Origin of the sequence: Sphingomonas corticis (assembly GCF_012035195.1) — a bacterium.
In the GTDB taxonomy this organism is placed as follows: domain Bacteria; phylum Pseudomonadota; class Alphaproteobacteria; order Sphingomonadales; family Sphingomonadaceae; genus Sphingomonas; species Sphingomonas corticis.
In genome coordinates, this window is record NZ_JAAVJH010000002.1 from 391,236 (window position 1) to 416,793 (window position 25,558).

Below are 25,558 nucleotides of genomic sequence, written 5' to 3' on the forward strand. Positions count from 1 at the left end.
TAGCGCCCGATGTCAGCGCGTCAGCGGCGCGCATTTCGCGTCGAGCCACGCGGCATCCTCCCCCGGCAACAGCGGGCGGAGCGCGTCGGCCACGCGTCGGTGATAGGCGTCGATCCACGTCAATTCGTCATCGGTCAGCAGCGCCGGATCGATCAGGTCTCGCTCGATCGGCGCCAGCGTCAGCGTCTCGAACGCCAGCATCGGCGCCTCGCCGCCGGCGATCTCGCGCTCCTCGACGAGCAGCAGGTTCTCGATCCGGATGCCGTACTCGCCGGCCTTGTAATAGCCCGGCTCGTTGGACAGGATCATGCCCGCGCGCAGCGGCTCCTGCGGGCCGCCGCCGGGATAGCCCGGCTTGGCGATCCGCGCAGGCCCCTCGTGCACCGACAGGTAGGCGCCCACGCCGTGGCCGGTGCCGTGCGCGAAGTCGAGTCCCGCCTGCCACAGGGGCAGCCGCGCCAGCGCGTCGATCTGCTGCCCGGTGGTGCCGTGCGGGAAGACGGCGGTGGCGATGGCGATATGTCCCTTCAGCACCCGGGTGAAGCGGTCGCGCATCTCCGCGGTCGGTTCGCCCACCGGCACCACGCGGGTCACGTCGGTCGTGCCGTCGGCATATTGCCCGCCCGAATCGATCAGGAACAGCTGCCCGCGCTCGATCGGCAGGTTCGACGCCTCGTCGACGCGATAGTGCGGGATCGCGCCGTGCGGCCCGGTGGCGGAGATGGCGTCGAACGACAGGTCCTTCAGCGCGCCCGTCTCGCGCCGGAACGCCTCCAGCCTGGCCGCGGCGGACAGCTCGGTCTGCCCGCCCGCCGGCGCCTCGGCCGCGATCCAGCGCAGGAAGCGGGTCAGCGCCGCCCCGTCGCGCAGCGAGGCGGCGCGATGGCCGGCGATCTCGCCCGCATTCTTCACTGCCTTGGCGAGGAGGGTGGGGTCGCGCAGCGGGAGCGTGGTGCCGCCCCCCGCCTCCACCCGATCGAAGATGGCGGAGACCGCCAGCGACGGATCGATCGCCACCCGCTTGCCGGCGAAGCCGCCCAGCGCCGCGGCGAACGCGGCCCGGTCGCGCACGCGCACGGCATTGCCCAAGTGCTGCGCCACTGTGTCGTCGACCTTGCCCGGCGCGACGAACAGCTCCGCGGTGCCGTCCGCGTGGACCACGGCATAGGACAGCGCGACGGGCGTGCGCTCCACGTCGGTGCCGCGCACGTTCAGCAGCCAGGCGATCGAATCCAGCGCGGGGACGATCAGCGCGTCCGCGCCCGCCTGCACCAGCCAGTCGGCGACGTCGGCGCGCTTGGCCGCGCTGCCGCGCCCCGCCAGCGCATCCGGCTGCACCGACAGCGGCGCGTCGGAGGGGAGGGGGCGGTCGGTCCACACCGCGTCGACGGGGTTCGCGTCCACCCCCACCAGTTCGGCGCCCACCGCCGCCAGCACGCGGGCGGTCTCGTCCACCCAGCCGCGGGTGTGCAGCCACGGGTCGTAGCCGATGCGCGCGCCCGGCGCGGCGTGCGCCGCCAGCCAGTCGGCGACGCTGGTCTCCGGCACGCCGACATAGTGCCACTCGTCCGCCGCCACCTGCTCGCGCACCTGGATGGTGTAGCGCCCGTCGGTGAAGATGGCGGCCTCCTCGCGCAGCACCACGGCGGTGCCGGCCGAACCCTGGAACCCCGTCAGCCAGGCGAGCCGCTGCGCGTAGGCGCCGACATATTCGCTCATATGCTCGTCGGTCAGCGGCACGACGAAGCCGTCCAGCCGGTCGCGGGTCAGCTGCGCGCGCAGGGCGGCCAGGCGGGCGGAGTGGGTCGACATGGCGTTGGCTTTCGTAACTCGGGTGGCGCGGGCGTCCTCCTGCCAGAAGCCCGCCCGTGCCGCAAAGGCTTGACCCCGCGATTCGCGCTCTGTCATCATGGCGTCACGCCCGCCCCGCAGGGGGAGGCGCAGAACGGCGAGCAGGGGAGCATCTGTGTTCCATCCCGACCTCATCCGGCATCCGGAGAGTTGTCCGACGCTGGTGCTGAACGCCGACTACACGCCGCTCAGCTATTATCCGCTCAGCATCTGGCCGTGGCAGACCGCGGTGAAGGCGGTGTTCCTCGACCGCGTCGACGTGGTCGCCCACTACGAGCGCGAGGTGCGCAGCCCCAACCACGCGATCAAGCTGCCGTCGGTGATCGCGCTGAAGCAGTTCGTGAAGCCGTCGCAGTTTCCCGCCTTCACCCGGTTCAACCTGTTCCTGCGCGACCGGTTCGCGTGCCAATATTGCGGCGTCGCGCGCGACCTGACCTTCGATCACGTCGTGCCGCGCGCGCAGGGCGGGCGCACCACGTGGGAGAACGTCGTCACGGCCTGCGCGCCGTGCAACCTGAAGAAGGGCGGGCGCACCCCGCGGCAGGCGCACATGCCGCTGTATCTCGAGCCGATCCGCCCGACGAGCTGGCAATTGCAGGAACACGGCCGGCGCTTTCCGCCCAACTACCTTCACGACACGTGGCACGATTGGCTCTACTGGGACGTTGAGCTGGAAGCCTGAAGGGGAGCGCGCGCGTGTCGAAGTCGAAGGGGGCCCTGGTCGTGGCCGTGTTGCTTGTCGCCGGCTGCGGCCCGTCTGCCGAGGAGAAGGCGGAGACGAACGCCGCGGTGCAGAACTTCACGCCGCCCTTCGTCATGTCGCGGCTCGACTATGGCGGCGTGGTGGAGCGCCGCTTCCGCCGGCTGGACCGCAACGACGACGACAAGCTGGTGGCGAGCGAGCTGAGCCCGCGCCTGGCACCGCGCTTCGCCGAGATCGACGCCAACGGCGACGGCGGCATCTCGAACGAGGAGTGGAGCAAGTGGATGCTCGCCCGCTTCGACCATCAGGACGAGAACCGCGACGGCACCGTCACCAGCGCCGAGCGCGAGAAGGCGCGCGCCCAGCGCGAGATGGACTTGCCGACGCCCGCGGAGGAGCCGGCGACGAACGCGGCGGGCGCGGCGAAGTGAAATAACCTCCCCGGCACGGGGAGGGGGACCAGCCGCAGGCTGGTGGAGGGGGACATCCACGGGCGTGCGCTTCGTGGCCCTTCCCCTCCACCACTCGCTTTGCGAGCGGTCCCCCTCCCCGTGCCGGGGAGGAGACGGTTGACCTCGCCCCCTGCCGCAGCGCAGCATGACGCGCATGGCCAGCCTCCCTTCGATCACCAACAATCCCGACGTCCGCTATCTCGGCCGCGTGCTGGGCGACGTCATCCGCGCCTATGGCGGGGAGCGATTGTACGAGCGGACGGAGGCGATCCGTTCCGCCTCCGTGGAGCGGCACCGCGGCAACGGCACGGCATCCACCGATGCCGAGCTGGGGCAGATGGACCTCGACGAGACGCTCGATTTCGTCCGCGGCTTCATGCTGTTCTCCATGCTGGCCAACCTCGCCGAGGATCGCCAGGGCATCGCCGCGGAGGAGGGGGCCGACCTCGCCGCCGCGCTCGCCCGGCTGGAGCAGGCGGGCGTCGCGCGCGCGGACGTGCTGGCGCTGCTCGACCACGCGCTGATCGCCCCCGTACTCACCGCGCACCCGACGGAGGTGCGGCGCAAGTCGATGATCGACCACCGCAACCGCATCGCGCAGCTGATGGCGATGCGCGACCGCGGCGCGGAGACGACGCCGGAGGGCGACCTGGTCGACGAGGCGATCGTGCGCCAGGTCGCGCTGCTGTGGCAGACGCGGGTGCTGCGGCGCGAGCGACTGTACGTCGTGGACGAGGTGGAGACCGCGCTTTCCTACCTGCGCGACGTCTTCCTGCCCGTCATCCCCGCGCTCTACCAGCGCTGGGACCGCGCGCTCGGCCAGCGCACGCCGGCCTTCCTGCGGCCGGGCAGCTGGATCGGCGGGGATCGCGACGGCAACCCCTTCGTCACCGCCGATTCGCTGAAGGCCGCGCTGGCGAAGGCGGCGCAGGCCGCGCTCGGCTTCTATCTCGATCAGCTGCACGCGATGGGCGCGGAACTGTCGATCTCCGCCGATCACGCTCATGTCGACGACGCGGTGGTCGCGCTGGCCGGGGCGAGCGGCGACGCGGCGGAGAGCCGCAGCGACGAGCCCTATCGTCGCGCGCTGTCGGGCATCTACGCCCGCACCGCCGCCACCTATGCCGCGCTCACGGGGCAGCCCGCCCCGCGCCCCGGCGCGCTGAAGGGGGAGCCGTACGCCGATCCCGCCGCGCTGCGCGCCGACCTCGTCTCGATCGCGCGCGGGCTGTCGCGCGAGGGGGAGGGGCTGCTTGGCTCCGGCGGTGCGGTCGGCCGGCTGATCCGTGCCGTGGAAGTCTTCGGCTTCCACCTCGCCACGCTCGACCTCAGGCAGAACAGCGCGATCCACGAGGGCGTGGTGGCGGAGATGCTGCGCGTCGCGGGCGTCGTCGACGATTACGCCGCGCTGGACGAGGACGCGCGCGTCATGCTGCTGCGGCAGGAACTCGCCACCCCGCGCCCGCTGACCAGCCGCTTCGCCGATTATTCGGAAGAGACGCGGGGCGAGCTGGCGATCGTGCAGGCCGCCGCCGACGCGCACGCCACCTACGGCCCGGCCTGCATCCGCCAGTATATCGTCAGCATGTGCAAGTCGGTCAGCGACCTGCTGGAGGTCCACCTGCTGCTCAAGGAGGTCGGCCTCTACCGGCCCGGCGACGACCCATCGGCGGCGATCATGGCGGTGCCGCTGTTCGAGACGATCGAGGATCTGGAGGCCGCCCCCGCGATCATGACCGAATGGTTCGCCATTCCCGAGGTGCGCGCGATCGCCCGCGCGCGCGGCCATCAGGAAGTGATGATCGGCTATTCGGACAGCAACAAGGACGGCGGCTACCTGACGTCCACGTGGCAATTGTCCAAGGCGTCGACCGCGCTGAAGCCGGTGTTCGACGCGGTCGGCGTCGGGATGCAGCTGTTCCACGGCCGCGGCGGCGCGGTGGGGCGCGGCGGCGGCTCCGCCTTCGCCGCGATCCGCGCGCAGCCGCCCGGCACCGTGCAGGGCCGCATCCGCATCACCGAGCAGGGCGAGGTCATCGCGGGCAAGTACGGCACGCGCGAGAGCGCGGTGACCAATCTCGAGGCGATGGCGTCGGCCACGTTGCTGGCCACGCTGGAGCCCGCGCATCTGTCGAACGGCGACAATGCGCAATTCGCCGCCGCGATGGATCGCCTCTCCGCCGACGCCTTCCGCGCCTATCGCGGGCTGGTCTACGAGACGGACGGCTTCCGCACCTTCTTTCGCGAGATGACGCCGATCGCGGAGATCGCCGGGCTGAAGATCGGCAGCCGCCCCGCCAGCCGCAAGAAATCCGACGCGATCGAGGATCTGCGCGCCATCCCCTGGGTGTTCAGCTGGGCCCAGGCGCGGGTGATGCTGCCCGGCTGGTACGGCGTGGGGCAGGCGCTGGCCGCGTTCGAGGACAAGGCGCTGCTGCGCGACATGGCACAGGGCTGGCCGCTCTTCTCCGCCACGCTGGCCAACATGGAGATGGTGCTGGCGAAGTCCGACATGGGCATCGCGCGCCGCTACGCCGGGCTGGTGCAGGACACGGCCTTGCGCGACACGGTGTTCGGCCGCATCCGCGACGGCTGGCAGGCGACGCACGACGGCCTGCTCGACGTCACCGGCCAGTCGCACCTGCTCGAGAAGCACCAGGCGCTCGACGCCTCGATCCGGCTGCGGCTGCCCTATATCGAGCCGCTGAACCTGCTGCAGATCGAGCTGATGAAGCGCCACCGCGCCGGCGAGGACGATGGGCGCGTGCGGCAGGGCATCCTGCTGTCGATCAACGCCATCGCCACCGCGCTGCGCAACTCGGGCTGATCGGGCGGCGTTCCCCCCGAAACCGCCGCCCGATGCTTTCCCCCGGTCGCACCCGACCCTCGCCATAGCGCGGGCCGGATGCGTCCGCATTCGACCTTTCTCATTTTGGGTAGGTTGGCATCGTACTGGCCGGACTCACGCTTCGTGCTGAGAAGGCATTGAGCGAAGACGAAATGCCGTCTCGAAGCACCGTTGACGCGTGCCCTTCGAGACGAGGCTTCGGCTTCGCTCAGCCTCTACTCAGGGCGAGCGGAGCTTTGGCCTTTCGCTCTACCCCTCTAACCCTCCAGGCTCTTCGACACCTGCTCGAACAGGTCCTTCGAGATGCCCGGCGTGCCGGCGATGCGCTCCAGCTCGGCGCGCATCAGCGCGGCGCGCGGGGGCGCGAAGCGGCGCCAGCGGCCGAGCGGGGGCAGCAGCTTCGCCGCGGTCTGCGGATTGAGCGCGTCCAGCGCCAGCAGCTGGTCGGCCAGCCAGCGATAGCCCGCGCCTCCTTCGGTGTGGAAGGCACGCTGGTTGACGCCGAACGCGCCGACCAGCGCACGCGCCCGGTTGGGATTGGCCAGCGTGAAGTCGGGGTGCTGCGCCAGCGCCGCGACCAGCGCCGCGGTGTCGTCGCGCGACGACAGCGCCTGCGTCTGGAACCATTTGTCGAGCACCAGCCCGTTGTCGGCGTAGCGGTTGTAGAACACGTCCAGCGCCGCCTCGCGCTCGTCGGACACGCCGTTGACCAGCGTGGTCAGCGCGCCCTGCCGGTCGGTCATGTTGTCCGCGCGCTCGAACTGCCGCCACGCCACCTGCGCGGCGTCGGCGGCGCCGGAGGCGGCGAGATAGCCGAGCGCCACGTTGCGCAGCCGCCGCGCGCCCTTCGCCTCGGGCGTGTAGGAATAGGGCTCGCCCGCCCCGGTGTCGTACGCCTGCCGCCAGCGCGCCTCCAGCCGGCGGCCGAGATCGCGGCGCAGCCCCTCGCGCGCGCGGAACACCGCGTCGGGATCGACCAGCGCCAGCTGGTCGCCGACGAACGCCTCCGACGGCAGCAGCACCGCCTCGGCGACGAATGCCGCATCCAGCTCGCCGCTCGTCGCCCCGTCCAGCGTGTCGGCGACCGCGGCGACCACCGCGTCGTGATCGGCGCGCCCTTCGACGGTGGCGGCGATCAGCGTGTCCAGCATCAGCTGCTGCATCGCCTCGTAGCGGGCGAAGGGATCGTCGTCGGTCCGCGCCAGGAAGGCGAGGTCGGCGGCGGTGCGGTCGCTCTCGATCACGACGGGGGCGGAGAAGCCGCGGTTCAGCGACACGACCGGCCGCTCCGTCACCGTCTCGAACGTCACGCTCATGCTCGGCTCGCTCAGCAGCACCAGCTGCTCCTCGCTCAGGGGACGCCCGGTCTCGCTGCCGAACAGCCGCACCTTCAGCGGCAGCACCTGCGGTGCCTTGCCCGTCTGCCCCGGCGTGTCGGGCACCTTCTGTCCCAGGTTCAGCGTCGCGCGCCCGCTGCCCGCGTGATGTTCCAGCGAGGCGGAGACGCGCGGCGTGCCCGCCTGGCTGTACCAGCGGCGGAACTGCGTCAGGTCCGCGCCGCTCGCCTCCTCCATGCAGGCGACGAAATCCTCGCACGTCGCCGCCGTGCCGTCGAACCGGTCGAAATACAGGTCGCTGCCGGCGCGGAACGCCTCCGGTCCCAGGATCGTGGCCATCATGCGGATGACCTCGGCGCCCTTGTTGTAGATGGTCGCGGTGTAGAAGTTGCTGATCTCGATATAGCTTTCCGGCCTGATCGGATGGGCGAGCGGCCCGGCATCCTCCGGGAACTGCGCCGCGCGCAGGCCCCGCACGTCCTCGATCCGCTTCACCGCGGCCGAACCCTGGTCCGCGCTGAACCCCTGGTCGCGATAGACGGTGAACCCTTCCTTGAGGCTCAGCTGGAACCAGTCGCGGCAGGTGACGCGGTTGCCCGACCAATTGTGGAAATATTCGTGCGCCACCACCGCGGCGATCGCGTCATAGTCGTAGTCGGTGGCGGTGTCGGGATCGGCCAGGATGTAGCGGCTGTTGAAGATGTTCAGCCCCTTGTTCTCCATCGCGCCGAAGTTGAAGTCGTCCACGGCGACGATGTTGAACACGTCCAGGTCGTATTCGCGGCCGTAGACCCGCTCGTCCCACGCCATGGACAGCTTCAGCGCGTGCATGGCGTGCTCGGTGCGCGGCAGGTCGGCAGCGCGGACGTAGATGCCCAGCTCCACCTCACGCCCCGACCGCGTGGTGAAGCTCGACCGGTTCACCGCCAGCTTCCCCGCCACCAGCGCGAACAGGTAGGACGGCTTGGGAAAGGGATCGTGCCACTCCGCCCAGTGCGTGCCGTCGCCGTTCTCGCCCCGCGCCACCGGATCGCCGTTGGCCAGCAGCACCGGAAAGCGCGCGGCATCCGCGGTCATCCGCACGCGATAGGTGGACAGGACGTCGGGCCGATCGGGAAAATAGGTGATGCGGCGGAAGCCTTCCGCCTCGCACTGCGTGCACAGGTTCCCGCCCGAGGCGTACAGGCCCATCAGCTGCGTGTTGCGGTCCGGCGCGATCTCCACCTCGGTCTCGACCACGTGCGCGTCGCCGGACAGCGGGATCACCAGCGTCTCGCCTTCCAGCCGCCAGTCGTTGATCGCGACGCCGTCGACGCTCACCGCCAGCGGCACCTGTCCCGCGCCGTCCAGCCGCAGCGGTGCGTCGTGCGCCCCGCTGCGCCGCACCGACAGCCGCGCGCGCACCCGCGTGGCGGAGGGATCGAGCGCGAAGTCGAGGTCGGTCTCCGGCACGGTCCATTCGGGCGCGCGATAATCCTCGCGACGCAGAACGGGGGGGAGGGCGGGCGCGGAGAGGGCGTCGAGCATGACGGTGATATACGTGGCGCGCGCGCAGGTTCCACCCGTCGCTTGCGCGACCCGTGCGCGCTGCTACCGGTCGCGCCATGATCCACGCCTTCCGCCTCCTCGCCGCCCTGACGCTCCCCGCCGCCGCGCTGGCGCAGACCGCCGCTCCCGCTCCCGCTCCGGCACCCAAGGCCGGCCCGATCGCCCCGCTCCCCGCCGATCAGGCGGCGATGCGCGCGCACGTGCTGTTCCTCGCGTCGGACGCGCTGAAGGGGCGGGAGGCGGGCACCGCGGACTATGACGTCGCCGCCGCCTACGTCGCCGCGCAATTCTCCGCCGCGGGGCTGCGCCCGGCGGGCGACGCGGGCGGCTATCTGCAGAAGGTGCCGCTCGTCACCTATCGCGCCGCGGGCGAGGGCAGCCTGACGTGGACGCCGGCGAGGGGCGCCGCGACGCCGCTGGTCTTCGGCAAGGATTACCTGCCGCTCGCCAACGCGCGCGCCGCGGCCACCACGCTCGACGCGCCCGTCGTCTTCGTCGGCCACGGCGTCTCCGCGCCCAAGCTGGGCCACGACGACTACAAGGGCGTCGACGTGAAGGGGAAGATCGTCGCCTTCGTCGGCGCCTCGCCCGGCCTGGGCGACGGCGAGATCGAGGCGAGCTTCACCCGCGACGCGCGCCTGCGCGAGGCGCAGCGCCGCGGCGCGGTGGGGGCGATCGGCATCGCCGACCTCGCCTCCGGGCGCGCGCCGGGCTTCGCCGCCTCGGTCACGCGCTGGGACCGCCCGGCGATGACCTGGGCGACGCCGGACGGCGCCGGCGGTGGCCCCGCCGCACGCGGCGTGCCGATGGTGGCGATGCTGTCGAAGGAGGGCGCGGCGAAGCTGTTCGGCCCGGCCTGGGCCGCCATCGCCGCCGCGGGCGAGCGCGGGAAGCCGCGCTTCCGCCCCGTCGTCGCCGCCGGGCGGCTGGCGGTGGCGACGAAGACCGCCTTCGCGCCCGCGACCAGCAGCAACGTCGTCGGCGTCATCCCCGGCGCGGATCCGCAGGTCGGCAAGGAGGTGGTCGTCCTCTCCGCGCACCTCGACCATATCGGCGTGTCGCCTGCCAAGGAAGGGGACGGCGAGGGCGACCGCATCAACAACGGCGCGCTCGATAACGCGATCGGCATCGCCAGCCTGATCGAGGAGGCGAAGCGATTCGCCGCTGCGGGAAAGCCGCCGCGTCGCACCGTCATGTTCCTGGCCGTCACCGCGGAGGAGAAGGGGCTGATCGGCGCGGACTATTTCGCGCAGCATCCGACGGTGCCGCTGGATACGATCGTCGCCGACGTGAACCTCGACATGCCGGTGCTGCTTTACCGGTTCGAGGACATGACCGTCTTCGGCGCGGAACGCTCCACGCTCGGCCCGATCGTGCGCCGCGCGGTGAACAGCGCGGGTGTCGGCCTGACGCCCGACGGCAATCCCGAGGAGGCGTTCTTCGTCCGCTCCGACCATTACCGCTTCGTCGAGCGCGGCATCCCCTCGGTCTTCCTGTGGCCGGGGCAGAAGGGCGCGGGCGCGGCGGCGTTCCAGGGCTTTCTCAAGACGTGCTACCACAAGCCGTGCGACGACCTGACGCAGCCGATCCTGTGGGACCAGGGCGTCCGCTTCGTCGACGTGAACTACCGCATCGCGCGCGAGATCGCCGACGCGGACCAGCGGCCGGTGTGGAACAGGGGCGATTGGTTCGGCACGCTCTACAAGGGGCCGATGGCGAAGTGACGAACGGAGCGGGGACGGCTTGATCCCCCGCGTCGCTTCCTCTCTGATCCACGGATGGGACGAAGGGGGACGGGATGATCGCGACGATGGCCGCAGCGGCGGCGCAGGGCTTCGACGTGGAAACCGCCACGCGCGCCTATCTGGACCTCCTGCAAGGGCCGGCGCGGGCGAGGTCCGACGCCTATTTCGAGGGCGGCTATTGGCTGATCCTGTGGAACGCGGTCGTCGCCGTGCTGGGCTACGGCCTGCTCCTCGTCACCGGCGGGTCGGCGCGCCTGTCCGCCTGGGCGGCGCGGGTGACGCGGCGGCGCTGGCTCCAGCCGGGGCTCTACGCGCTCCCCTTCACGCTCGCCACCGCGCTGATCTTCCTGCCATGGACGATCTACGAGGATTTCGTGCGGGAGGCGCAATACGGGCTGATGAGCCAGACCTTCGCCGCCTGGGGGGTCGACCAGCTAAAGGCGCTGGTGATCGGGCTGATCGGCAACTTCCTGTTCTTCATCGTCATTTTCGCGGTGATCCGCCGCTTCCGCCGTGGCTGGTGGGCGATCGGCGCCGCGGTGACGATCGCCTTCCTCTTCCTTGCCGTCGCGATCGCTCCCGTCTTCGTCGCGCCGCTGTTCAACACCTACAGCGAGATGCCAGCCGGCCCGCTGCGCGACCGCATCGTCGCCGTCGCACGCGAGAACCGTATTCCGGCCGACCACATCTACGTCTCCGACGCGTCGCGCCAGACGAAGCGCATCTCCGCCAACGTCTCCGGCATCGGGCCGACGATCCGCATCACGCTGAACGACAACCTCCTGAACCGCACCGGGCCGGACGAGGTGCTGGCGGTGATGGGGCACGAGATGGGGCATTACGTGCTGAACCACGTCCGCAACCTGGTGCTTGGGTTGGGCGCGATCCTGCTGCTGCTCTTCTTCCTCGCCAGCCGCATCGTCCCCGGCCTGATCGCGCGCCATCCGCGCTGGGGCGTGCGCGATGTCGCCGATCCCGCGTCGGCGCCGCTGTTCCTGGCGTTCGTCTCCGTGGCGATGGTGCCGCTCACCCCCGTGATGAACACGATCGTGCGTCATAACGAGAGCCAGGCCGACGCCTTCGGTCTCGACGCCGCACGCGCGCCGGACGGCTTCGCCAAGGCGGCGATGCGGCTCAGCGAATATCGCAAGATCGAGCCGGGGCCGGTGGAGGAGGCGCTGTTCTTCGACCATCCCTCGGGCGCGACGCGCGTGCGCATGTCGATGCAGTGGAAGAAGGATCACGTGCCGAACGCGCAGGTCGAGCGGCCGGCGCTCAAGTTCGACTAGGATGCTGCTCGTCTTCGGCCTGGGCTATGCCGCGCGCGCGATCGCGGCACGCGCCGGGATGCCGGTCGTCGGCACCACGCGCGACGGGCGTGAGGGCACGCTGCGCTTCGACGCGGCCGACGCGGCGCTGGCGGCGGCGACCCACGTCCTCTCCAGCGTGCCGCCCGACGAAGCGGGCGACCCCGTCCTCGCGCGCTACGGCGCGGCGCTGGCGGGCAAGTGGCTCGGCTATCTCTCCTCCAGCGGCGTCTACGGCGACACCGGCGGCGCTTGGGTGGACGAGAGCGCGCCGGCCGACCGCGGGCGCCGCGCCTACCGCAACGCCGCCGACGCCGCGTGGCTGGCGGCGGGCGCGCGGGTGTTCCGCCTGCCCGGCATCTACGGCCCCGGCCGCTCGCCGCTCGACCGCGTGGCGGCGGGGGAGGCGCATCGCACCGGCATCGCGGGACAGGTGTTCAGCCGCGTTCACGTCGACGACATCGCCGCCGGGGTCGTCGCCGGCTTCGCCGCGCCCGCGGGGGCGTACAACCTGGCCGACGACGTGCCCGCGCCGCAGGACGAGGTGGTCGCGCATGCCGCCGCGCTGCTGGGCCTGCCGCCGCCCGCGATCGTCCCGCTGGACGCGCTCAGCCCCGCCGCGCGCGCCTTCCACGCGGAGAACCGGCGCGTCGCCAACGGCAAGGCGAAGCGCGTCCTCGGCTGGCGCCCGCGCTATCCGGATTACCGCGCGGGCCTGCGCGCGCTGCTGCGGGGATAGTTCACGCGCAGGCGCGGAGGCGCGGAGAATGGCGCACTCGCCTCGCGCCGCGAGGCAGGAACCTCCGCCATGCCGATGATGAGCCGCTCGCGCGGCTCGGCACGGTTCGGCGCGCGCAACTCTCCGCGTCCCCGCGTGAGACATCCTGCCCTCGGCGCTACCCCGCCGGCCGCCGCGCACTCAGCGCGATCACCAGCCCGGCCATCGCCAGCAGCGCTCCCGCCGCGGCCAGCGCGGACCAGCGATAGCCTTCGAACAGCGTCGACAGCGCCATCGCCACCACCGGCACCATCACCCCGTTGTACGCCGCCTTCGCCGGCCCGATCGCGCGGATGATGCGGAAGTAGAGCGTGAAGGCGAGGCTCGATCCGACGAGCCCGAGGTACAGCAAGCCGGCGAGGTACGCCGGCCGCGGATCGATCACCGGCGGGCCGACGGTGGCGAGCGCGAAGGCCGCGTCCATCGCGCTGCCCATCAGCATCGCCACCGCCAGCGTCGGCACCATCGCGTGCCGCCGCGCCCGCGCCGTCGCCTGCATCACGTTGGCGCAGGAGGCGGAGAGGATCGCGCAGCCCGTCAGCGCGATGCCCGTCAGCGTCGCGCCCACCGCGCCGGGATCGGCGCGCGCCTCGTGCACGAACAATAGCGCGACGCCCGCCGCCGCCACCGCCGATCCGGCGACAAAGCGGGCCGACACCCGCTGCTTCAGGAAGAGGCGCGCCAGCACCGCGTTGGGCACCACCAGCAGCGCGAAGACGACCGCCACCAGGCCGGAAGTGATGTGCGCCTCCGCGCGGTAGACGAAGTTGAAGTTCAGCACGAATTGCAGCAGCGCCAGCGCAGCCGCAAAGCCCAGGAAGTCGCGCGTCCACGCCACCCGCTCGCGACGCACGATCGCGACCGCGCCCAGCGCCAGCCCGGCGACGAGGAAGCGGTAGCTCACCGACCAGCTCGGCGGCACGGTCACGCCGCCGGAGCCCAGCTGGTCGCGGATCACGATCCACGTCGATCCCCAGATCAGGACGACGACCAGGAACGGCAGCCACACCCGCGGCCGCGCGACGGCGGGGTCGGAGGTCATCGTCCGGGTCCGGTCACAGCGCGGCGATGGCGTCCGCCAGCGGGCGGATCGCGTCGGCGCGCTGGTTCCAGCTCACCACCAGCCGCGCCTCGCCCGGACCCCAGTCGTAGAAGTCGAAGCCCTTCGCGCGCAGCGCCGCGGCCTCGTCGGGCGAGACGCGCAGGAATACCTCGTTCGCCTCCGCCGGGTGGATCAGCCGCGGGCCCGCCGCCGCCGCCAGCAGCGCGGCACCCGCGTTGCTGGCGCGCGCGCAGTCCAGCCAGATGTCGCGCTCCAGCATCGCCAGCAGCTGCGCGGCCAGGTAGCGGCCCTTGGACAGCAGGTGCCCCGCCTTCTTGCGGCGATACAGCGTGTCGTCGGCGAGCGCCGTGTCGAAGAACACCAGCGCCTCCGCGTTCATGCCGCCGTTCTTCACGAAGCCGAACGACAGCGCGTCCACGCCCGCCTGCCACGTCAGCGCCGCGGGCGCCGCACCCGTCGCCACCACGGCGTTGGCGAAACGCGCGCCGTCCATGTGGAAACCCAGGCCGCGCTCCTTCGCCAGCGCGCCGATCGCCGCCACCTCGTCCGCTGTGTAGACGCGGCCATATTCGGTGGCGTTGGTGATCGAGATCGCGCGCGGGCGCTGCTGGTGCACGTCGTAGCGCGCGGCGGAGAGGACCGCGCCGATCGTCTCCGGCGTCAGCTTCGCGCCCTCGCCCTCGGCCAGCAGCAGCTTCGCGCCGTGGGTGAAGAACTCGGGCGCGCCGCACTCGTCGTTCTGGATATGCGCGTCCTTGTGGCACACGATCGCGCCGTGCGGCGGGCACAATGCGGCGAGCGCCAGGCAATTGGCCGCGGTGCCGCTCGGCACCCACAGCACGCGCACCTCGGTGCCGAACAATTCGGCGAAACGCTCGTCCAGCCGCCTGGACCAGCGGTCGCCGTCATAGGCGGTGTCCAACTCGTCGGCGGTGGCCATCGCGTCCAGCACCGCGGGGTGCACCGGGGCGGCATTGTCGGAGAAGAAGCGCATGGCCGCCCCTTGGGTCGGCCCGCGCGCGGCGTCAATGCGCTGGAGCAAGCGGTACCGGCACCAGCGGCACCTCCGCCCCCTGCGTGACCCGCCGCGCGATGGCGTAGGTCGCCGCCGCCATCAGCGGGCCCATGATGCCCACCAGCAGCGAGTCGGCGACCAGCACCGCCGCCGTGCCCAGCGGCCCGCGGCCGAGCGAGAGGAACGCGAAGCCGTAGTGCAGCACCATGGCGGGCAGGATCGCCGCGGCGGAAACGGTCAGGCTCCACCACACGTGCCCGCGCGTCAGCCGGATCGAGCGGACGAAGCCGATGGCGCCGTTGCCCGCCGCCGCCGCCGTCTTCCACGCCGACAGCGCGATCTCGAACCCCGTGGACAGCAGCATGACGACCACCAGCGCCAGCGCGAAGGGGCGCCCGCTCCACCCCATCGCCCGCGCCGCCCACGCGCCGTCCTGCAACAGCACCAGCCAGAACAATCCCCACAGCATCACCGGCACGAACAGCGCCCACGCCCGCGGGTCGCGCCGCAGCGGCGCGGCGGGATCGCGGCCGAAGGCGTAGAAGCGCAGGGCGAAGAAGTTGGTGGCGAACAGCAGCAGCACCTTGACGTGGCCCATCGCCATCCGCGCGACGTCTCCCTCCGCGGCCTTCATCGCGGCCAGGCTGTCGTAGAAGCCGGCGCGATACTCGATCAGATGCTGCGCCAGTTCCGCCGCGACGACCAGCAGGAACAGCCCCGTGCACGCGCGGACATAGGCGGCGGCGTCGCGGTACATCGCGGCGATGGTGGTCATGCGTCGTCCCCTTCGTAGCTCAGGATGTCGCCCGGCTGGCACTCCAGCACGCGGCAGATCGCCTCCAGCGTGGAGAAGCGGATCGCCTTGGCCTTGCCGGTCTTCAGGATGGAGAGGTTGGCGAGCGTGATGCCGACCGCCTCCGACAGCTCGGTCAGCGTCATGCGGCGGCGGTGCAGCTGGTCGTCCAGGTGGATGCGCACCGGCATCAGACCAGCCCCTCCGCATCCTCGCGCAGCCGCGTGCCGATGGTGAACACCCGCGCCAGGACGAAGGCGACGAGGACGGCGAGCCACCCCATCAGCGTCGGCTGCCACCCGATCGTGTCCAGCCCGCGCGCCTCTCCCCACGCGACGATCGCGCCCAGCATCAGGTCGGTCAGCTGGAGCGCCAGCAGCGACCAGCCGATCGAGCGCAGCCGCGCGGCATTGTCGGCGACGAACGGATCGCCCGCCAGCACGCTGCGCAGGATCGCGGCCAGCCCGCCGAACAGCACGTGCACCGCGGCGGCGGTGGGCAGCGACAGCAGGATCAGCGCGCGGACGAACGCGAGCGCCTCGGGCGCGCGCCCAGCATATTTCGCCGCCAGCCGCGCCTCCAGCATCCCGTGCACGGCGAACGTGGCGGCGAACGCGACCAGCGCGACGACGACGAACGCGACGTTCAGCGCGAGTAGGAAGCGCACGAGCGCGAGAAACGCGCGGCTGAGTCGATCACGATCCATGGTCGGCGAACCCCTTCGTCCGCGATCATGCACGATTATCGAAAAACGGCAAGAGTATTATCGAAAAGCAATGCAGGCGAGTTGCGGTGGTCGCCGACGTTTCATGCTCGTCGTGCCGGGCTTGTCCCGGCACCCACCGCGCCGCACCGCCCCAACGGATCGATCCGCGGCACGGTGGACCCCGCCGCGGGGCCGGGCTGACGACGGACTTGCGGTTCCGGCACGGCTTCTCGCGAAGGAACGCCGTACCCGCCGCGCTACTTCCCCACCTCCAGGTCGGTGAACTGCGCGTTCCGGCTCACGATCTCGCGCACCGGCCGGCCCTCGCAGCCCTTCGCGATCGCGGCGAGGGTGGCGGGGTCGCGCTTGTCCTCCACCTGCACCTGCGTCCCCTCCGCGCGGAAGGCGCGCGGGCCGTCGCCGTCGTTGCCGTCCACCTTGCCGCACACGACCCGGTCGCCCACCAGCCGCACCTCGGTGAAGTTCGCGGTCATGCCGCCGGGGATGCCGCGCACCGCGTTCATGCCCGCGCGCGCCGCTTTGACATAGGCCGCGTCGCGCGCCGTCTCCCCGCCGTCGTCGCAGGCGGCGAGCAGCAGCAGCGGGGCGAGCGCCGCGCGCCTCACCGCTCGCTCAGGTAATAGCGGTCGGTGGCATTCAGCGTGTCGTCCAGTTCGTAGACGATGGGCTGCCCCGTGGGGATCTCCAGCCCGGTGATCTCGTCGTCGGCGATGTTCGACAGATGCTTCACCAGCGCGCGCAGCGAGTTGCCGTGCGCGCTGATGAGCACGCGCTGCCCGTCCTTCAGCGCGGGCGCGATCCGCTCCTCCCAGTACGGCAGCACGCGCGCGATCGTGTCCTTCAGGCTCTCCGTCCGCGGCACCGGGATGCCGGCGTAGCGCCGGTCGTTCGACAGGTCGAAGTCGCTGCCCGCCTCCATCGCCGGGGGCGGGATGTCGAAGCTGCGGCGCCACACGTGGACCTGCTCGTCGCCGTGCTTGGCCGCGGTCTCCGCCTTGTCGAGGCCGGTCAGCCCGCCGTAATGCCGCTCGTTCAGGCGCCAGTGCTTCTCCGTCGGCAGCCACAATCGCCCCATCGCCTCCAGCGCCAGGTTCAGCGTCTTGATCGCGCGGGTCTGCAGGCTGGTGAAGGTCAGGTCGAAGTCCAGCCCCTTCGCCGCCATCAGCTCGCCCGCCGCCTTCGCCTCGGCCGCGCCCTTCTCCGTCACGTCGACGTCCCACCAGCCGGTGAAGCGGTTCTCCAGGTTCCAGGCCGACTGGCCGTGGCGGATCAGGACGAGCGTGGGCATGAGGCCTCCTTAGAGCGCGAGCGCGAGGAACTGGTTGTGCGGGCTCGGGCGATAGTCGGCGAAGGCGTCGCAGGCAACGAACCCGGCGCGCCGGTACAGCGCCAGCGCCGCGTCGTAGGCCGGCGTCGTCCCGGTCTCGAGGTAGAGGCGGCGATACCCGCGCGCCCGCGCCGCCGCGACGATGGCGGACAGTATGGCATGCCCCACGCCTTGCCCGCGATAGGCGGCGTCGGCGCGCATCGACTTCACCTCGCCGCTGTCGGCGTCCAGTTCCTTCAGCGCGCCGATCCCCGCCACGCGCGCGCCGTCCCAGGCGGCATAGAAGGTGACGGCGGGATCGCTCAGCCCGCGGGCGTCCAGCGCGAAGGCGAAGCCGGGGGGCACGTTGCCGTGCTGCTCGGCGACGTGCTCGGCCAGCAGCCCCGCCAGCGCGGTGTTCGCCGGATCGTCCTCGCGCACCTCGATCATCGTCGCCTCTCCTTGCCGGGCAGCGCAACCTACCGCATGACGGCGTCGGCACAACGGGAGAGCGCGGCATGACCATCGAGCGGCGGACGATCGTGCACGACGGCCCGGGCGGCCCGTTCGAGGGCGTGTTCGCGTGGGATGCCGCGGTCGCGGGACCGCGCCCCGGCGTGCTGGTGCTGCCCAACGTTCTGGGGCAGAAGGAAGCCGACAACGCCAAGGCGGAGGATCTCGCCAGGCTCGGCTATGCCGCCTTCGCCGGCGACGTGTTCGGCCAGGGGCGCCGGGCGCAGCGCGGCGAGGGCTATTCGCGCTACATGGACGAGATGAACGCCGACCGCGCGCTGCTGCGCGACCGGCTGGCGCGCAGTCTCGCCGTGCTGAAGGAACAGGCGGAGGTGGACGCCGGACGCACCGCCGCGATCGGCTTCTGCTTCGGCGGCAAGTGCGTGCTCGACATGGCGCGGGCGGGGCTGGACACGCTCGGCGGCGTCAGCTTCCACGGCGTCTACGACCGGCCGGACTATCCGACGGCCGCCCCGGCGGGGATGAAGCTCCTCATCTGTCACGGCTGGGACGATCCGCTCGCCCCGCCCGACGCGCTGATCGCGCTGGGACGCGAGCTGACCGAGGCGGGCGCGGCCTGGCAGGTCCACGCCTACGGCCATGCCGGCCACGCCTTCACCGACGCGTCGGCGACGGCCACCGGAACCCCCGGCATCGGCTACGAGGAGCGCGCCGACCGCCGCAGCTGGCAGGCGATGCGCGGCTTCCTGGGCGAACTGTTCGGCTGATCCCTTCTCCCGCGCACGCGGGAGTCAAGGCCACGAGCGCCGCCGTTCCGGACCCTGCGCTCCCGCCTGCGCGCAGGCACCTCCTTTTTCGCCAGTCTACGCCCGCGCCGCCGCGCCGCCCGCGCGCTTGCGGTCGATCACCGCCTGGTAGTGCGCCACCAGCGCCTCGGCGTGCTCGCGGTCGCTGCGCACCTTGCCCGCGGCCACGCCCGCCGCGCGGCGCACCAGCGCACGGTCGCGCGACAGCAGCCGGACGATCGCCTTGGCCGCGGCATAGGCGTCGCCGCCCTTGTACGTCTCCGCATATTCGGGCTGCGCCACCGCCGCCGCGCCGCCGCGGTCGGGCACGACGAGCGGCAGGCCCGACGCCAGCGCCTCCGACGCGACCAGGCCGAACGGCTCGCTCCACCCGCCGTGGATGAACGCGTCCGCGCTCGCCATGATCGTCGCCAGCTGCGCGCGGTCGTACACCGGGCGGAACAGCCGCACGTGCGGGCTCTGCGCGATGTGCCGCTCCAGCGTGCGTGTGTCGGTGCCCAGGCCCAGCAGCATCAAACCCACCGGCAGCTTCGCGCCCGCGCGCCGCACCGCGTCGATCACGACGGGCCACTGCTTTTCCGGATGGTGCCGCCCGATGCCGATCAGCAGGTGCGCGTCCTCCGGCAGGCCGCACTGCTCCAGCATCGCCGCGCGCAGCGCCTCGCTGCGCAGTCCGGGCGAGAAATGGTGCCGCTCGATCCCCAGCGTCATCGTCGCGTCGATGCGTAGGCCGCGCTTCTGCAACCGCTCCGTCAGGATCGGGCCGTTCGTCACCACCGTGTCGAACGGCGCCAGCCGGCCGGCCATGAAGCGGTCGTACCAACCGAACGCGCGCTCGATCGCGCCCTCGCTCATCACCCGGCCCAGCCAGCGCTTGGGATAGGCCTCCATGTTGTCGTTGTGCATGAACCAGCTCTTGATCGCCGGTCCCGGCCAGTCGGCGACGATCGAGGCGGAGCGCCACGGCGACACGTTCTCGACCACGTCGGGCCGCAGTTCGTCCAGCCAGGCGTGGATCGGGCCCGCGTCCTTGAACAGGCCGTAGTTCGAATCGAACGGCAGCACCGGCGACTTCACGTAGATGATGCGCCCGCCGCCCGGCCGCTCCTCCACCCGGTCCTCGCGTCCTGCCGCGATCACGATCTGCTGGTGCCCCAGCGCCGCCATCACGGCCAGCTTGCGATCGATATAGGTGCGAACGCCCCCGCCGGTCGGCGAGTAGAATTCGTTGACGTCGACGATGCGCATCGCGTCGCTGCTCCCTTGCCGGTCAGCCGAGCGGGCCGAAGCCGCCCAGTCCGCGCAGATATTGCGCGCGGATCGTGGCGGGGGTGATGCCGGGGCCGACGTCGATCAGCGCCTCCGCCAGCTTGGGCCGCGACCGGCCCAGCTTCGCGTTGCTGGGAAAGCCCGCGCCGTCGGACCAGAAGTTGAACTTGTTCTTCCCGTCGCGGTCGTGGCCGAAGAACAGGGCGTAGCGTCCGGCTCGCGGCACCCGCAGGCAGATCACCGCATTGCCCCCGGCGGGGGGCGCCACGGTGATGCGGCGGAACGTCTTGCCCGCGGCCAACAGCGCCTTGTCGCCGGCCAGGAAATCGGCCTCGTTTGCCGGATACAGCTCCAGCTTCAGCGTGCCCTTGCGGTCCTTCAGTCCGGTGATCGTCGCCTGGATCGCCGGGCCCTGGCCGCCGGTGCAGGCCGCCGCGTCCGCCCCCAGCACCTGCGCGCGCGCCGCCGCCGGCTGCGCCAGCAGCGCCGCCAGCGCCCCTGCCAGTCCCGCGACCATCATCGCGCGCGCCGCCATGCCGTCATCCTTTCCACACCCTGCACCATGCCGAAGATCGTGATGATCGCCACATGCATCAACAGGGTTGACGCGGCGGTGAACGCGACGAGATCCGACAGGGTGCGGTCCTGCCCGATGACCAGGATCGCGAAGTTGGCGAAAAGCAGGTCTTTGTTGGGCAAGAGCGGCAGGCGCGAGACCAGCTGCCGCCCGGCGACGAGGAACAGCCACATCCCCGCCGCCACGCTGGGCATCGCCGCCGCCCAGGCGAGCGCCAGCGTGACGCCGACGATCAGCAGGCGCAGGCAGTCGACGACGAAGATGAACCACAGGTCGCGTCGCGGCAGCGAGAAGACGCGGCGGGAGAAGGCGAGCACCGCGGCGGAGACGCCGAGCGGGATCGACAGCGACCACAGGATGGTCGATCGCAGGTCCGGCTCGATCAGGTTCCAGCCCAGCGGCAGCGCGACCGCCGCCAGCAGGATCGTCATCAGGTTGCCCGCGATGCCGGACACGATGCTGACATCCTTCACCGCGCCGAACGGCGCCGCCACCATCTTCAGCCGCGCGCGCGCCCAGGCGTAGAAATAGGCGTCGCCGGAATAGCCGATCAGCACATCGTTCGCGATCCGCTTCGTGTTCAGCGCGGAGAAGGCGGCGGCGGGCACGCGCCACAGCCGGCGGAAGATCACGAAGTCGCTGATCGGCAGCGCGAAATAGCTGGCGAGGAAGAAGACGTAGAACCACGGGCTGTGCGGCACCGCGCGCGACAGGCCGGCGAGGCCGTGGTCGAACAGCTCGTGCACCAGCCCCGCCACCATCGCGACGGACAGCAGCGCGCCGATCATCACCGCCCAGCGGCGCCGCAGCGTGCCGAGCGGCTCCAGCCCGGCGAGCGAGACCGCCGGGGCGGGAGGCGTATCGGATGGGGCGGGGGGGGCGGTCATGACGGGCGGGGGCGCGATGTAGCGACGCCACGACGCGTCCGCCACATCCCCGGCTGCCACGTCCCCGCCCGCCGCCGTCGCGCCCCGCCGCGCCGGGGTTCAGGCGGCGGCGTCACCTGGGCCTTCGTCGCCGTCCTCCACGTTTTCCGAGCGCCGCTCCATCGCCGTCTTCACGATCGCGGTCATCGGATCGGCCAGCGCCAGCCCCATGATGCCGAACAGCGCGCTCGCCAGGATCTGCGCACCCAGCGTCAGCGCGGGCGGAAGGTCGACGGTGCGCTTGGCGACCATGGGGATCAGGACGTAGCCGTCGAATCCCTGTACGACGATGTACGTCGCGATCGCCCAGTAACCGGTGTCCATCCCGGCGGAGAAGCCGACGGCGACCATCAGCGCGCCGGAGATGAACGCGCCGATGTTCGGGATGAAGGCGAGCAGGCCGGTCAGGATGCCCAGGATCAGCGCCATCGGCACCCCGCCCAGCATCAGCGCGATCCACGTCAGCACGCCTTCCGCCGCCATGCCCAGCAGCCGCCCGGCGAGCAGCCGGCGCAGCGTGCGGCCCATGCGCTGCACGGTGACGGCGAACTCGACGCGGTTCTCGCGCGGGACCATCCACTGCAGGCCGCGGTCGTAGACGCGCGGGTCCATCGCGACGAACAGGCCGATGACGACGATCATGAACATGGTCGTCAGCGCGCCGAAGGCGGTACCCACCCACGACGTGACGCGCCCGACCGAGGACAGCGCCTGCCGCGCCAGCCCCGACATGTCCGACGCCCCCGGCATCAGCCCCTGCGCGCTCAGCCAGGAGGTGACGCGCACCGCCTGCGTCTCCACGGTGGAGCGCAGCTGCGTCACCTGGTCGGCGATCTGCACGCCGGCGAGGTAGAAGGTGCCGGCCAGGAACGCGACCGTCAGCAGGCAGACGATGGCGAGCCGCCACCCGCGGCCGACCGGCAGGACGCGGCCCAGCAGCCGCACTCCGCCGTCGAGCAGCGCGGCGAAGACCAGCCCGGCGAAGATGATGAGCAGCGGCTGGATCAGCAGGACGACCAGCGCGACCAGGCAGACCAGGCCGATCCACACCGACGCGCGCTTGATCTCGCGCCGGATCGCCGGGTCGCGCACCTCGTGCGGGCTGGCGCCGGCGACGACGTGGACGCGCTCGCCGTCCAGCTGCTCGATCGTGTCGGTCATCGGCTCTCCTGCGGATGCAGCGAGGTCCCGGCCCGACCGCCGCGCAGCGAGCGCCACCAGGTCAGCGGGTTCAGAGTCGCGCTGCCGTCGACGGAGAAGGTGATGAACTCCGCCCGGCCGCCGATGTTCTCCACCGGTACCGGACCGCCCAGGCCCCGCTCGAATCCGCCCAGCCGGAAGCGGCTGTCGGCGGAACGGTCGCGATTGTCGCCCATCAGGAAGACGTGGTCGGCCGGGATGCGGACGGGCCCGTAATCGTCGCCGGGGCTGTCGGGCTCCAGGTCGACCGTGTCGTAGCGGCGGCCGTTCGGCAGCGTCTCCGTCACGATCGGCAGGCGGCAGGCGAGCGTGCCGTCGCCCTTGGTGATCCGCGCGCCGGGATATTGCGCGGGGTCGCAGGTCGCGTTGTCGTCCACCGGCAGCTCGCGGTAGGTCACCGGCGCGCGCTCCACCGCCTTGCCGTTCAGGAGGACGACGCCGCCCCGCACCGCGATGGTGTCGCCGGGCAGCCCGATCACGCGCTTGATATAGTCGCTGTTCTGCCCGGGCGGCGTCACGATCACCACGTCGCCCCGCTCGGGCACCGATCCCCAGATCCTTCCCTTGCGGAACGGCAGCTGCACCGCCCAGCTGTCGGCCGGGCGGCGGAAGACGACGTCCTCCACGATCGCGACCGGGTTGGGGATGGTGGGCGACACGAACGACCAGCCGTAGGCGAACTTGCTGACCACCAGCCGGTCGCCGACCATCAGCCCGGGCAGCATCGACTCGCTCGGAATGTAGAACGGCTTGGCGATGAAGCTGTGGAAGCCGAGCACGGCGAGCAGCAGGAAGAACAGCCCCTTCGCCTCCGCCCACCAGTCGAACGCGGGCTTCCCCGTCGCGGCCGGGGCTTCGTCGCGGGGAAGGGTGAGGTCGTCGGCCATCACGGGTCCGTCCGGAGAATGGATAGGGGAAGCGCCTCGATCACCACGAACGCCTGCGCCCAGGGATGATCGTCGGTCAAGGTGAGGTGGATACGCGGCGCGTAGCCGCTCGGCACCATGGCGTCGAGCCTCGCCTTCGCGCCGCCCGCCAGCGCCAGCGTCGGCGCGCCCGACGCGGCGTTGACGACGCCGATGTCCTTCATGAAGACGCCCGCCTTGAAGCCGGTGCCCACCGCCTTGCTGAACGCCTCCTTCGCGGCGAACCGCTTGGCCAGCGTGCCCGCCTTGGTGAAGGGCCGCCGCGCCGCCTTGGCCCGCTCGGTCTCGGTGAAGACGCGCTTCTCGAACCGCTCGCCGAAGCGGTCGAGCGAGGCCTGGATCCGCTCGATGTTGCACAGGTCGGATCCCAGGCCGAGGATCATCGCGCGCTCTCCATCAACCCCTTCATCCGCCGCACGCTCTCCTCCAGCCCGACGAAGATCGCCTCGCCGACCAGGAAATGCCCGATGTTCAGCTCGCGCACCTGCGGAATGGCGGCGACGGGCGCCACGTTGTCGAAGGTGAGGCCGTGGCCCATGTGCACCTCGATCCCGTTCTTCGCCGCCAGTGCCGCGGCGTCGGTGAGGCGGCGCAGCTCCTCGACCTGCGCGTCGCCTTCCAGCTCGGCGTAGCGGCCGGTGTGCAGTTCGACCACCGGCGCGCGCAGCGCCACCGCGGCCGCGACCTGCTCGGCGGAGGGTTCGATGAACAGCGACACGCGGATGTTCGCGCCCGCCAGCTCGCGCACCATCGGCGCCAGCACGTTGTGCTGCCCCGCCGCGTCCAGCCCGCCCTCGGTGGTGCGCTCCTCGCGCTTCTCCGGCACGATGCAGGCGGCGTGCGGACGGTGGCGCAGCGCGATGCCCAGCATCTCCTCGGTCGCCGCCATCTCCAGGTTCAGCGGCACTGCCAGCGCGGCCGAGAGGCGCGCGATGTCCGCGTCGGTGATGTGGCGCCGGTCCTCGCGCAGGTGCGCGGTGATGCCGTCGGCCCCGCCGCGGACCGCCAGTTCGGCGGCGCGGACCGGATCGGGCGTGTCCCCGCCGCGCGCGTTGCGCACGGTCGCCACATGGTCGATGTTGACGCCCAGGCGAAGCGGGTGGGTCACGCCGCCGCGCGGCTCCCCGGCTTCACCGCGGGGATCGCCGCCAGCTCGGGCGGCAGCGCGTCCGCGGCGTAGCTCGGCACGTCCAGCCGGATCAGCGGGAAGAAGGGGACGCCCAGGTCTGCCTTGCCGCTCGACCGGTCGACCAGCGCGGCGCCGGCGATCACGCGCCCGCCCGCGGCCTCGATCGCCGCGATCGCCTCGCGCGACGACAGCCCGGTGGTGACGACGTCCTCCATCATCAGCACCTCCTGCCCCTCGTCCAGCCGGAAGCCGCGGCGCAGCTCGAACGTGCCGGTCGGCCGTTCGACGAACATCGCCGGCACGCCCAGCGCGCGCGCCACCTCGTGCCCCGCGATCACGCCGCCCATCGCGGGCGAGACCACCGCGCTGATCCGCTGGCGCAGCTGCGCGGGGATGCGCGCCGCCAGCGCCTCGGCCAGCCGCGCCCCCCGGCGCGGGTCCATCAGCACGCGCGCGCATTGCAGGTAGCGCGGGGAGCGCAGGCCGGAAGACAGGATGAAATGTCCCTCCAGCAGCGCGTCCGCGGCGCGGAACTCGGCCAAAACCTCCTCGTCGGTCACGGGCGATGCCTCCTCCTTCGTCACCGCTACCTAGCAGCGGCGCGAATCGGCGCAACGGGGATGGCGCCGCGGCGGCGCGCTCCACGCCGCTGGATTTGTGCGCGTCCGTGCGCCGTGGGGGCCTTGAGGAGGGGGGGTGCGATGCGTATAGGCCGGGTCCATGGGCCGCGGGAACCGCGGCGGCCCGGCGGGCGGACGCGCGCGCCGATGCGTGCCAG

General features: G+C 71.7%; 25 protein-coding genes. 7 read left to right on the plus strand and 18 right to left on the minus strand.

The annotated features are described in order from the left end of the window. Positions 1-12: 12 nt before the first annotated feature. On the minus strand, positions 13-1,812 hold the full coding sequence (locus HBH26_RS04630) for an aminopeptidase P family protein (RefSeq protein WP_168133403.1): 1,800 nt from the start codon (positions 1,810-1,812) through the stop codon (positions 13-15). 154 nt (positions 1,813-1,966) lie between these two features. Between HBH26_RS04630 and HBH26_RS04635 the strand changes: the two genes are divergently transcribed. From HBH26_RS04635 to ppc, 3 genes are all read left to right on the plus strand, one after another. Next, the gene (locus tag HBH26_RS04635; RefSeq protein WP_168133404.1) at positions 1,967-2,533 is read left to right on the plus strand and encodes an HNH endonuclease; all 567 of its coding nucleotides are present in this window, start codon (positions 1,967-1,969) and stop codon (positions 2,531-2,533) included. A gap of 41 nt (positions 2,534-2,574) precedes the next feature. Further along, entirely contained in the window at positions 2,575-2,985 is a 411-nt protein-coding gene (locus HBH26_RS04640; RefSeq protein ID WP_168133405.1) for an EF-hand domain-containing protein, read from the plus strand. 175 nt (positions 2,986-3,160) lie between these two features. Continuing rightward, entirely contained in the window at positions 3,161-5,833 is a 2,673-nt protein-coding gene (gene ppc, locus HBH26_RS04645; protein ID WP_168133406.1) for a phosphoenolpyruvate carboxylase, read from the plus strand. 278 nt (positions 5,834-6,111) lie between these two features. On the opposite strand, the gene pepN is transcribed toward ppc, so the two are convergent. Beyond that, positions 6,112-8,718 carry an aminopeptidase N gene (gene pepN / locus HBH26_RS04650; RefSeq protein ID WP_168133407.1) on the minus strand — a complete coding sequence of 869 codons (2,607 nt, stop codon included), beginning with the start codon at positions 8,716-8,718 and terminating at the stop codon, positions 6,112-6,114. Positions 8,719-8,795: 77 nt separating this feature from the next. On the opposite strand from pepN, the gene HBH26_RS04655 reads away from it, so the two are divergent. The 3 genes from HBH26_RS04655 to HBH26_RS04665 all read left to right on the plus strand — a co-directional run bounded on the left by HBH26_RS04655 (position 8,796) and on the right by HBH26_RS04665 (position 12,530). Next, positions 8,796-10,463 carry a M28 family peptidase gene (locus HBH26_RS04655; protein ID WP_168133408.1) on the plus strand — a complete coding sequence of 556 codons (1,668 nt, stop codon included), beginning with the start codon at positions 8,796-8,798 and terminating at the stop codon, positions 10,461-10,463. Positions 10,464-10,537: 74 nt separating this feature from the next. Continuing rightward, entirely contained in the window at positions 10,538-11,773 is a 1,236-nt protein-coding gene (locus HBH26_RS04660) for a M48 family metallopeptidase (RefSeq protein ID WP_239024553.1), read from the plus strand. 1 nt (position 11,774) lies between these two features. Next, positions 11,775-12,530, plus strand: a complete 756-nt coding sequence (locus tag HBH26_RS04665) for a Rossmann-fold NAD(P)-binding domain-containing protein (protein WP_168133409.1) — start codon at positions 11,775-11,777, stop codon at positions 12,528-12,530. 157 nt (positions 12,531-12,687) lie between these two features. On the opposite strand, the gene HBH26_RS04670 is transcribed toward HBH26_RS04665, so the two are convergent. The 8 genes from HBH26_RS04670 to HBH26_RS04705 all read right to left on the minus strand — a co-directional run bounded on the left by HBH26_RS04670 (position 12,688) and on the right by HBH26_RS04705 (position 17,923). Further along, positions 12,688-13,611 carry a DMT family transporter gene (locus HBH26_RS04670; protein ID WP_168133410.1) on the minus strand — a complete coding sequence of 308 codons (924 nt, stop codon included), beginning with the start codon at positions 13,609-13,611 and terminating at the stop codon, positions 12,688-12,690. A gap of 13 nt (positions 13,612-13,624) precedes the next feature. After that, a complete protein-coding gene (locus tag HBH26_RS04675; RefSeq protein WP_168133411.1) occupies positions 13,625-14,626 on the minus strand; it encodes a threonine aldolase family protein in 1,002 nt (333 codons plus the stop codon). A 31-nt stretch (positions 14,627-14,657) separates the two neighbouring features. Then, positions 14,658-15,422, minus strand: a complete 765-nt coding sequence (locus HBH26_RS04680) for a hypothetical protein (RefSeq protein ID WP_168133412.1) — start codon at positions 15,420-15,422, stop codon at positions 14,658-14,660. Beyond that, complete coding sequence (locus HBH26_RS04685) at positions 15,419-15,631, minus strand: helix-turn-helix domain-containing protein (RefSeq protein WP_168133413.1); 213 nt, start codon at positions 15,629-15,631, stop codon at positions 15,419-15,421. The genes HBH26_RS04680 and HBH26_RS04685 overlap by 4 nt, the downstream gene beginning before the upstream one ends. After that, positions 15,631-16,146 (minus strand): DUF2975 domain-containing protein, encoded by a 516-nt coding sequence (locus tag HBH26_RS04690; RefSeq protein ID WP_168133414.1) that lies wholly within the window; start codon positions 16,144-16,146, stop codon positions 15,631-15,633. The genes HBH26_RS04685 and HBH26_RS04690 overlap by 1 nt, the downstream gene beginning before the upstream one ends. Before the next feature lie 257 nt (positions 16,147-16,403). Further along, the gene (locus HBH26_RS04695) at positions 16,404-16,772 is read right to left on the minus strand and encodes a hypothetical protein (protein WP_168133415.1); all 369 of its coding nucleotides are present in this window, start codon (positions 16,770-16,772) and stop codon (positions 16,404-16,406) included. Beyond that, a complete protein-coding gene (gene gpmA / locus HBH26_RS04700; protein WP_168133416.1) occupies positions 16,769-17,455 on the minus strand; it encodes a 2,3-diphosphoglycerate-dependent phosphoglycerate mutase in 687 nt (228 codons plus the stop codon). The genes HBH26_RS04695 and gpmA overlap by 4 nt, the downstream gene beginning before the upstream one ends. A 9-nt stretch (positions 17,456-17,464) precedes the next feature. Further along, positions 17,465-17,923 carry a GNAT family N-acetyltransferase gene (locus tag HBH26_RS04705; RefSeq protein ID WP_209308315.1) on the minus strand — a complete coding sequence of 153 codons (459 nt, stop codon included), beginning with the start codon at positions 17,921-17,923 and terminating at the stop codon, positions 17,465-17,467. A 68-nt stretch (positions 17,924-17,991) separates the two neighbouring features. Between HBH26_RS04705 and HBH26_RS04710 the strand changes: the two genes are divergently transcribed. Then, entirely contained in the window at positions 17,992-18,714 is a 723-nt protein-coding gene (locus HBH26_RS04710) for a dienelactone hydrolase family protein (RefSeq protein ID WP_168133417.1), read from the plus strand. A gap of 96 nt (positions 18,715-18,810) precedes the next feature. On the opposite strand, the gene HBH26_RS04715 is transcribed toward HBH26_RS04710, so the two are convergent. Genes HBH26_RS04715 through pyrE form a run of 8 tightly spaced genes read right to left on the minus strand, consistent with a single transcriptional unit; the run spans position 18,811 to position 25,340 of the window. Then, positions 18,811-20,001, minus strand: a complete 1,191-nt coding sequence (locus HBH26_RS04715) for a glycosyltransferase (protein WP_168133418.1) — start codon at positions 19,999-20,001, stop codon at positions 18,811-18,813. Between the two features lie 22 nt (positions 20,002-20,023). Continuing rightward, positions 20,024-20,557 (minus strand): DUF2141 domain-containing protein, encoded by a 534-nt coding sequence (locus tag HBH26_RS04720; RefSeq protein WP_168133419.1) that lies wholly within the window; start codon positions 20,555-20,557, stop codon positions 20,024-20,026. Beyond that, positions 20,539-21,546, minus strand: coding sequence for a hypothetical protein (locus HBH26_RS04725; protein ID WP_338057240.1), 1,008 nt, complete (start codon positions 21,544-21,546; stop codon positions 20,539-20,541). The genes HBH26_RS04720 and HBH26_RS04725 overlap by 19 nt, the downstream gene beginning before the upstream one ends. Before the next feature lie 39 nt (positions 21,547-21,585). Then, entirely contained in the window at positions 21,586-22,686 is a 1,101-nt protein-coding gene (locus HBH26_RS04730) for an AI-2E family transporter (RefSeq protein ID WP_168133420.1), read from the minus strand. Beyond that, positions 22,683-23,612 (minus strand): signal peptidase I, encoded by a 930-nt coding sequence (lepB, locus tag HBH26_RS04735; protein WP_168133421.1) that lies wholly within the window; start codon positions 23,610-23,612, stop codon positions 22,683-22,685. The genes HBH26_RS04730 and lepB overlap by 4 nt, the downstream gene beginning before the upstream one ends. Continuing rightward, on the minus strand, positions 23,612-24,034 hold the full coding sequence (gene acpS / locus HBH26_RS04740) for a holo-ACP synthase (protein WP_168133422.1): 423 nt from the start codon (positions 24,032-24,034) through the stop codon (positions 23,612-23,614). Before acpS ends, lepB begins: the two co-directional genes overlap by 1 nt. Further along, positions 24,031-24,759 carry a pyridoxine 5'-phosphate synthase gene (locus tag HBH26_RS04745; RefSeq protein WP_168133423.1) on the minus strand — a complete coding sequence of 243 codons (729 nt, stop codon included), beginning with the start codon at positions 24,757-24,759 and terminating at the stop codon, positions 24,031-24,033. The genes acpS and HBH26_RS04745 overlap by 4 nt, the downstream gene beginning before the upstream one ends. Then, a complete protein-coding gene (gene pyrE, locus HBH26_RS04750; RefSeq protein WP_168133424.1) occupies positions 24,756-25,340 on the minus strand; it encodes an orotate phosphoribosyltransferase in 585 nt (194 codons plus the stop codon). The genes HBH26_RS04745 and pyrE overlap by 4 nt, the downstream gene beginning before the upstream one ends. Between the last annotated feature and the right edge of the window lie 218 nt (positions 25,341-25,558).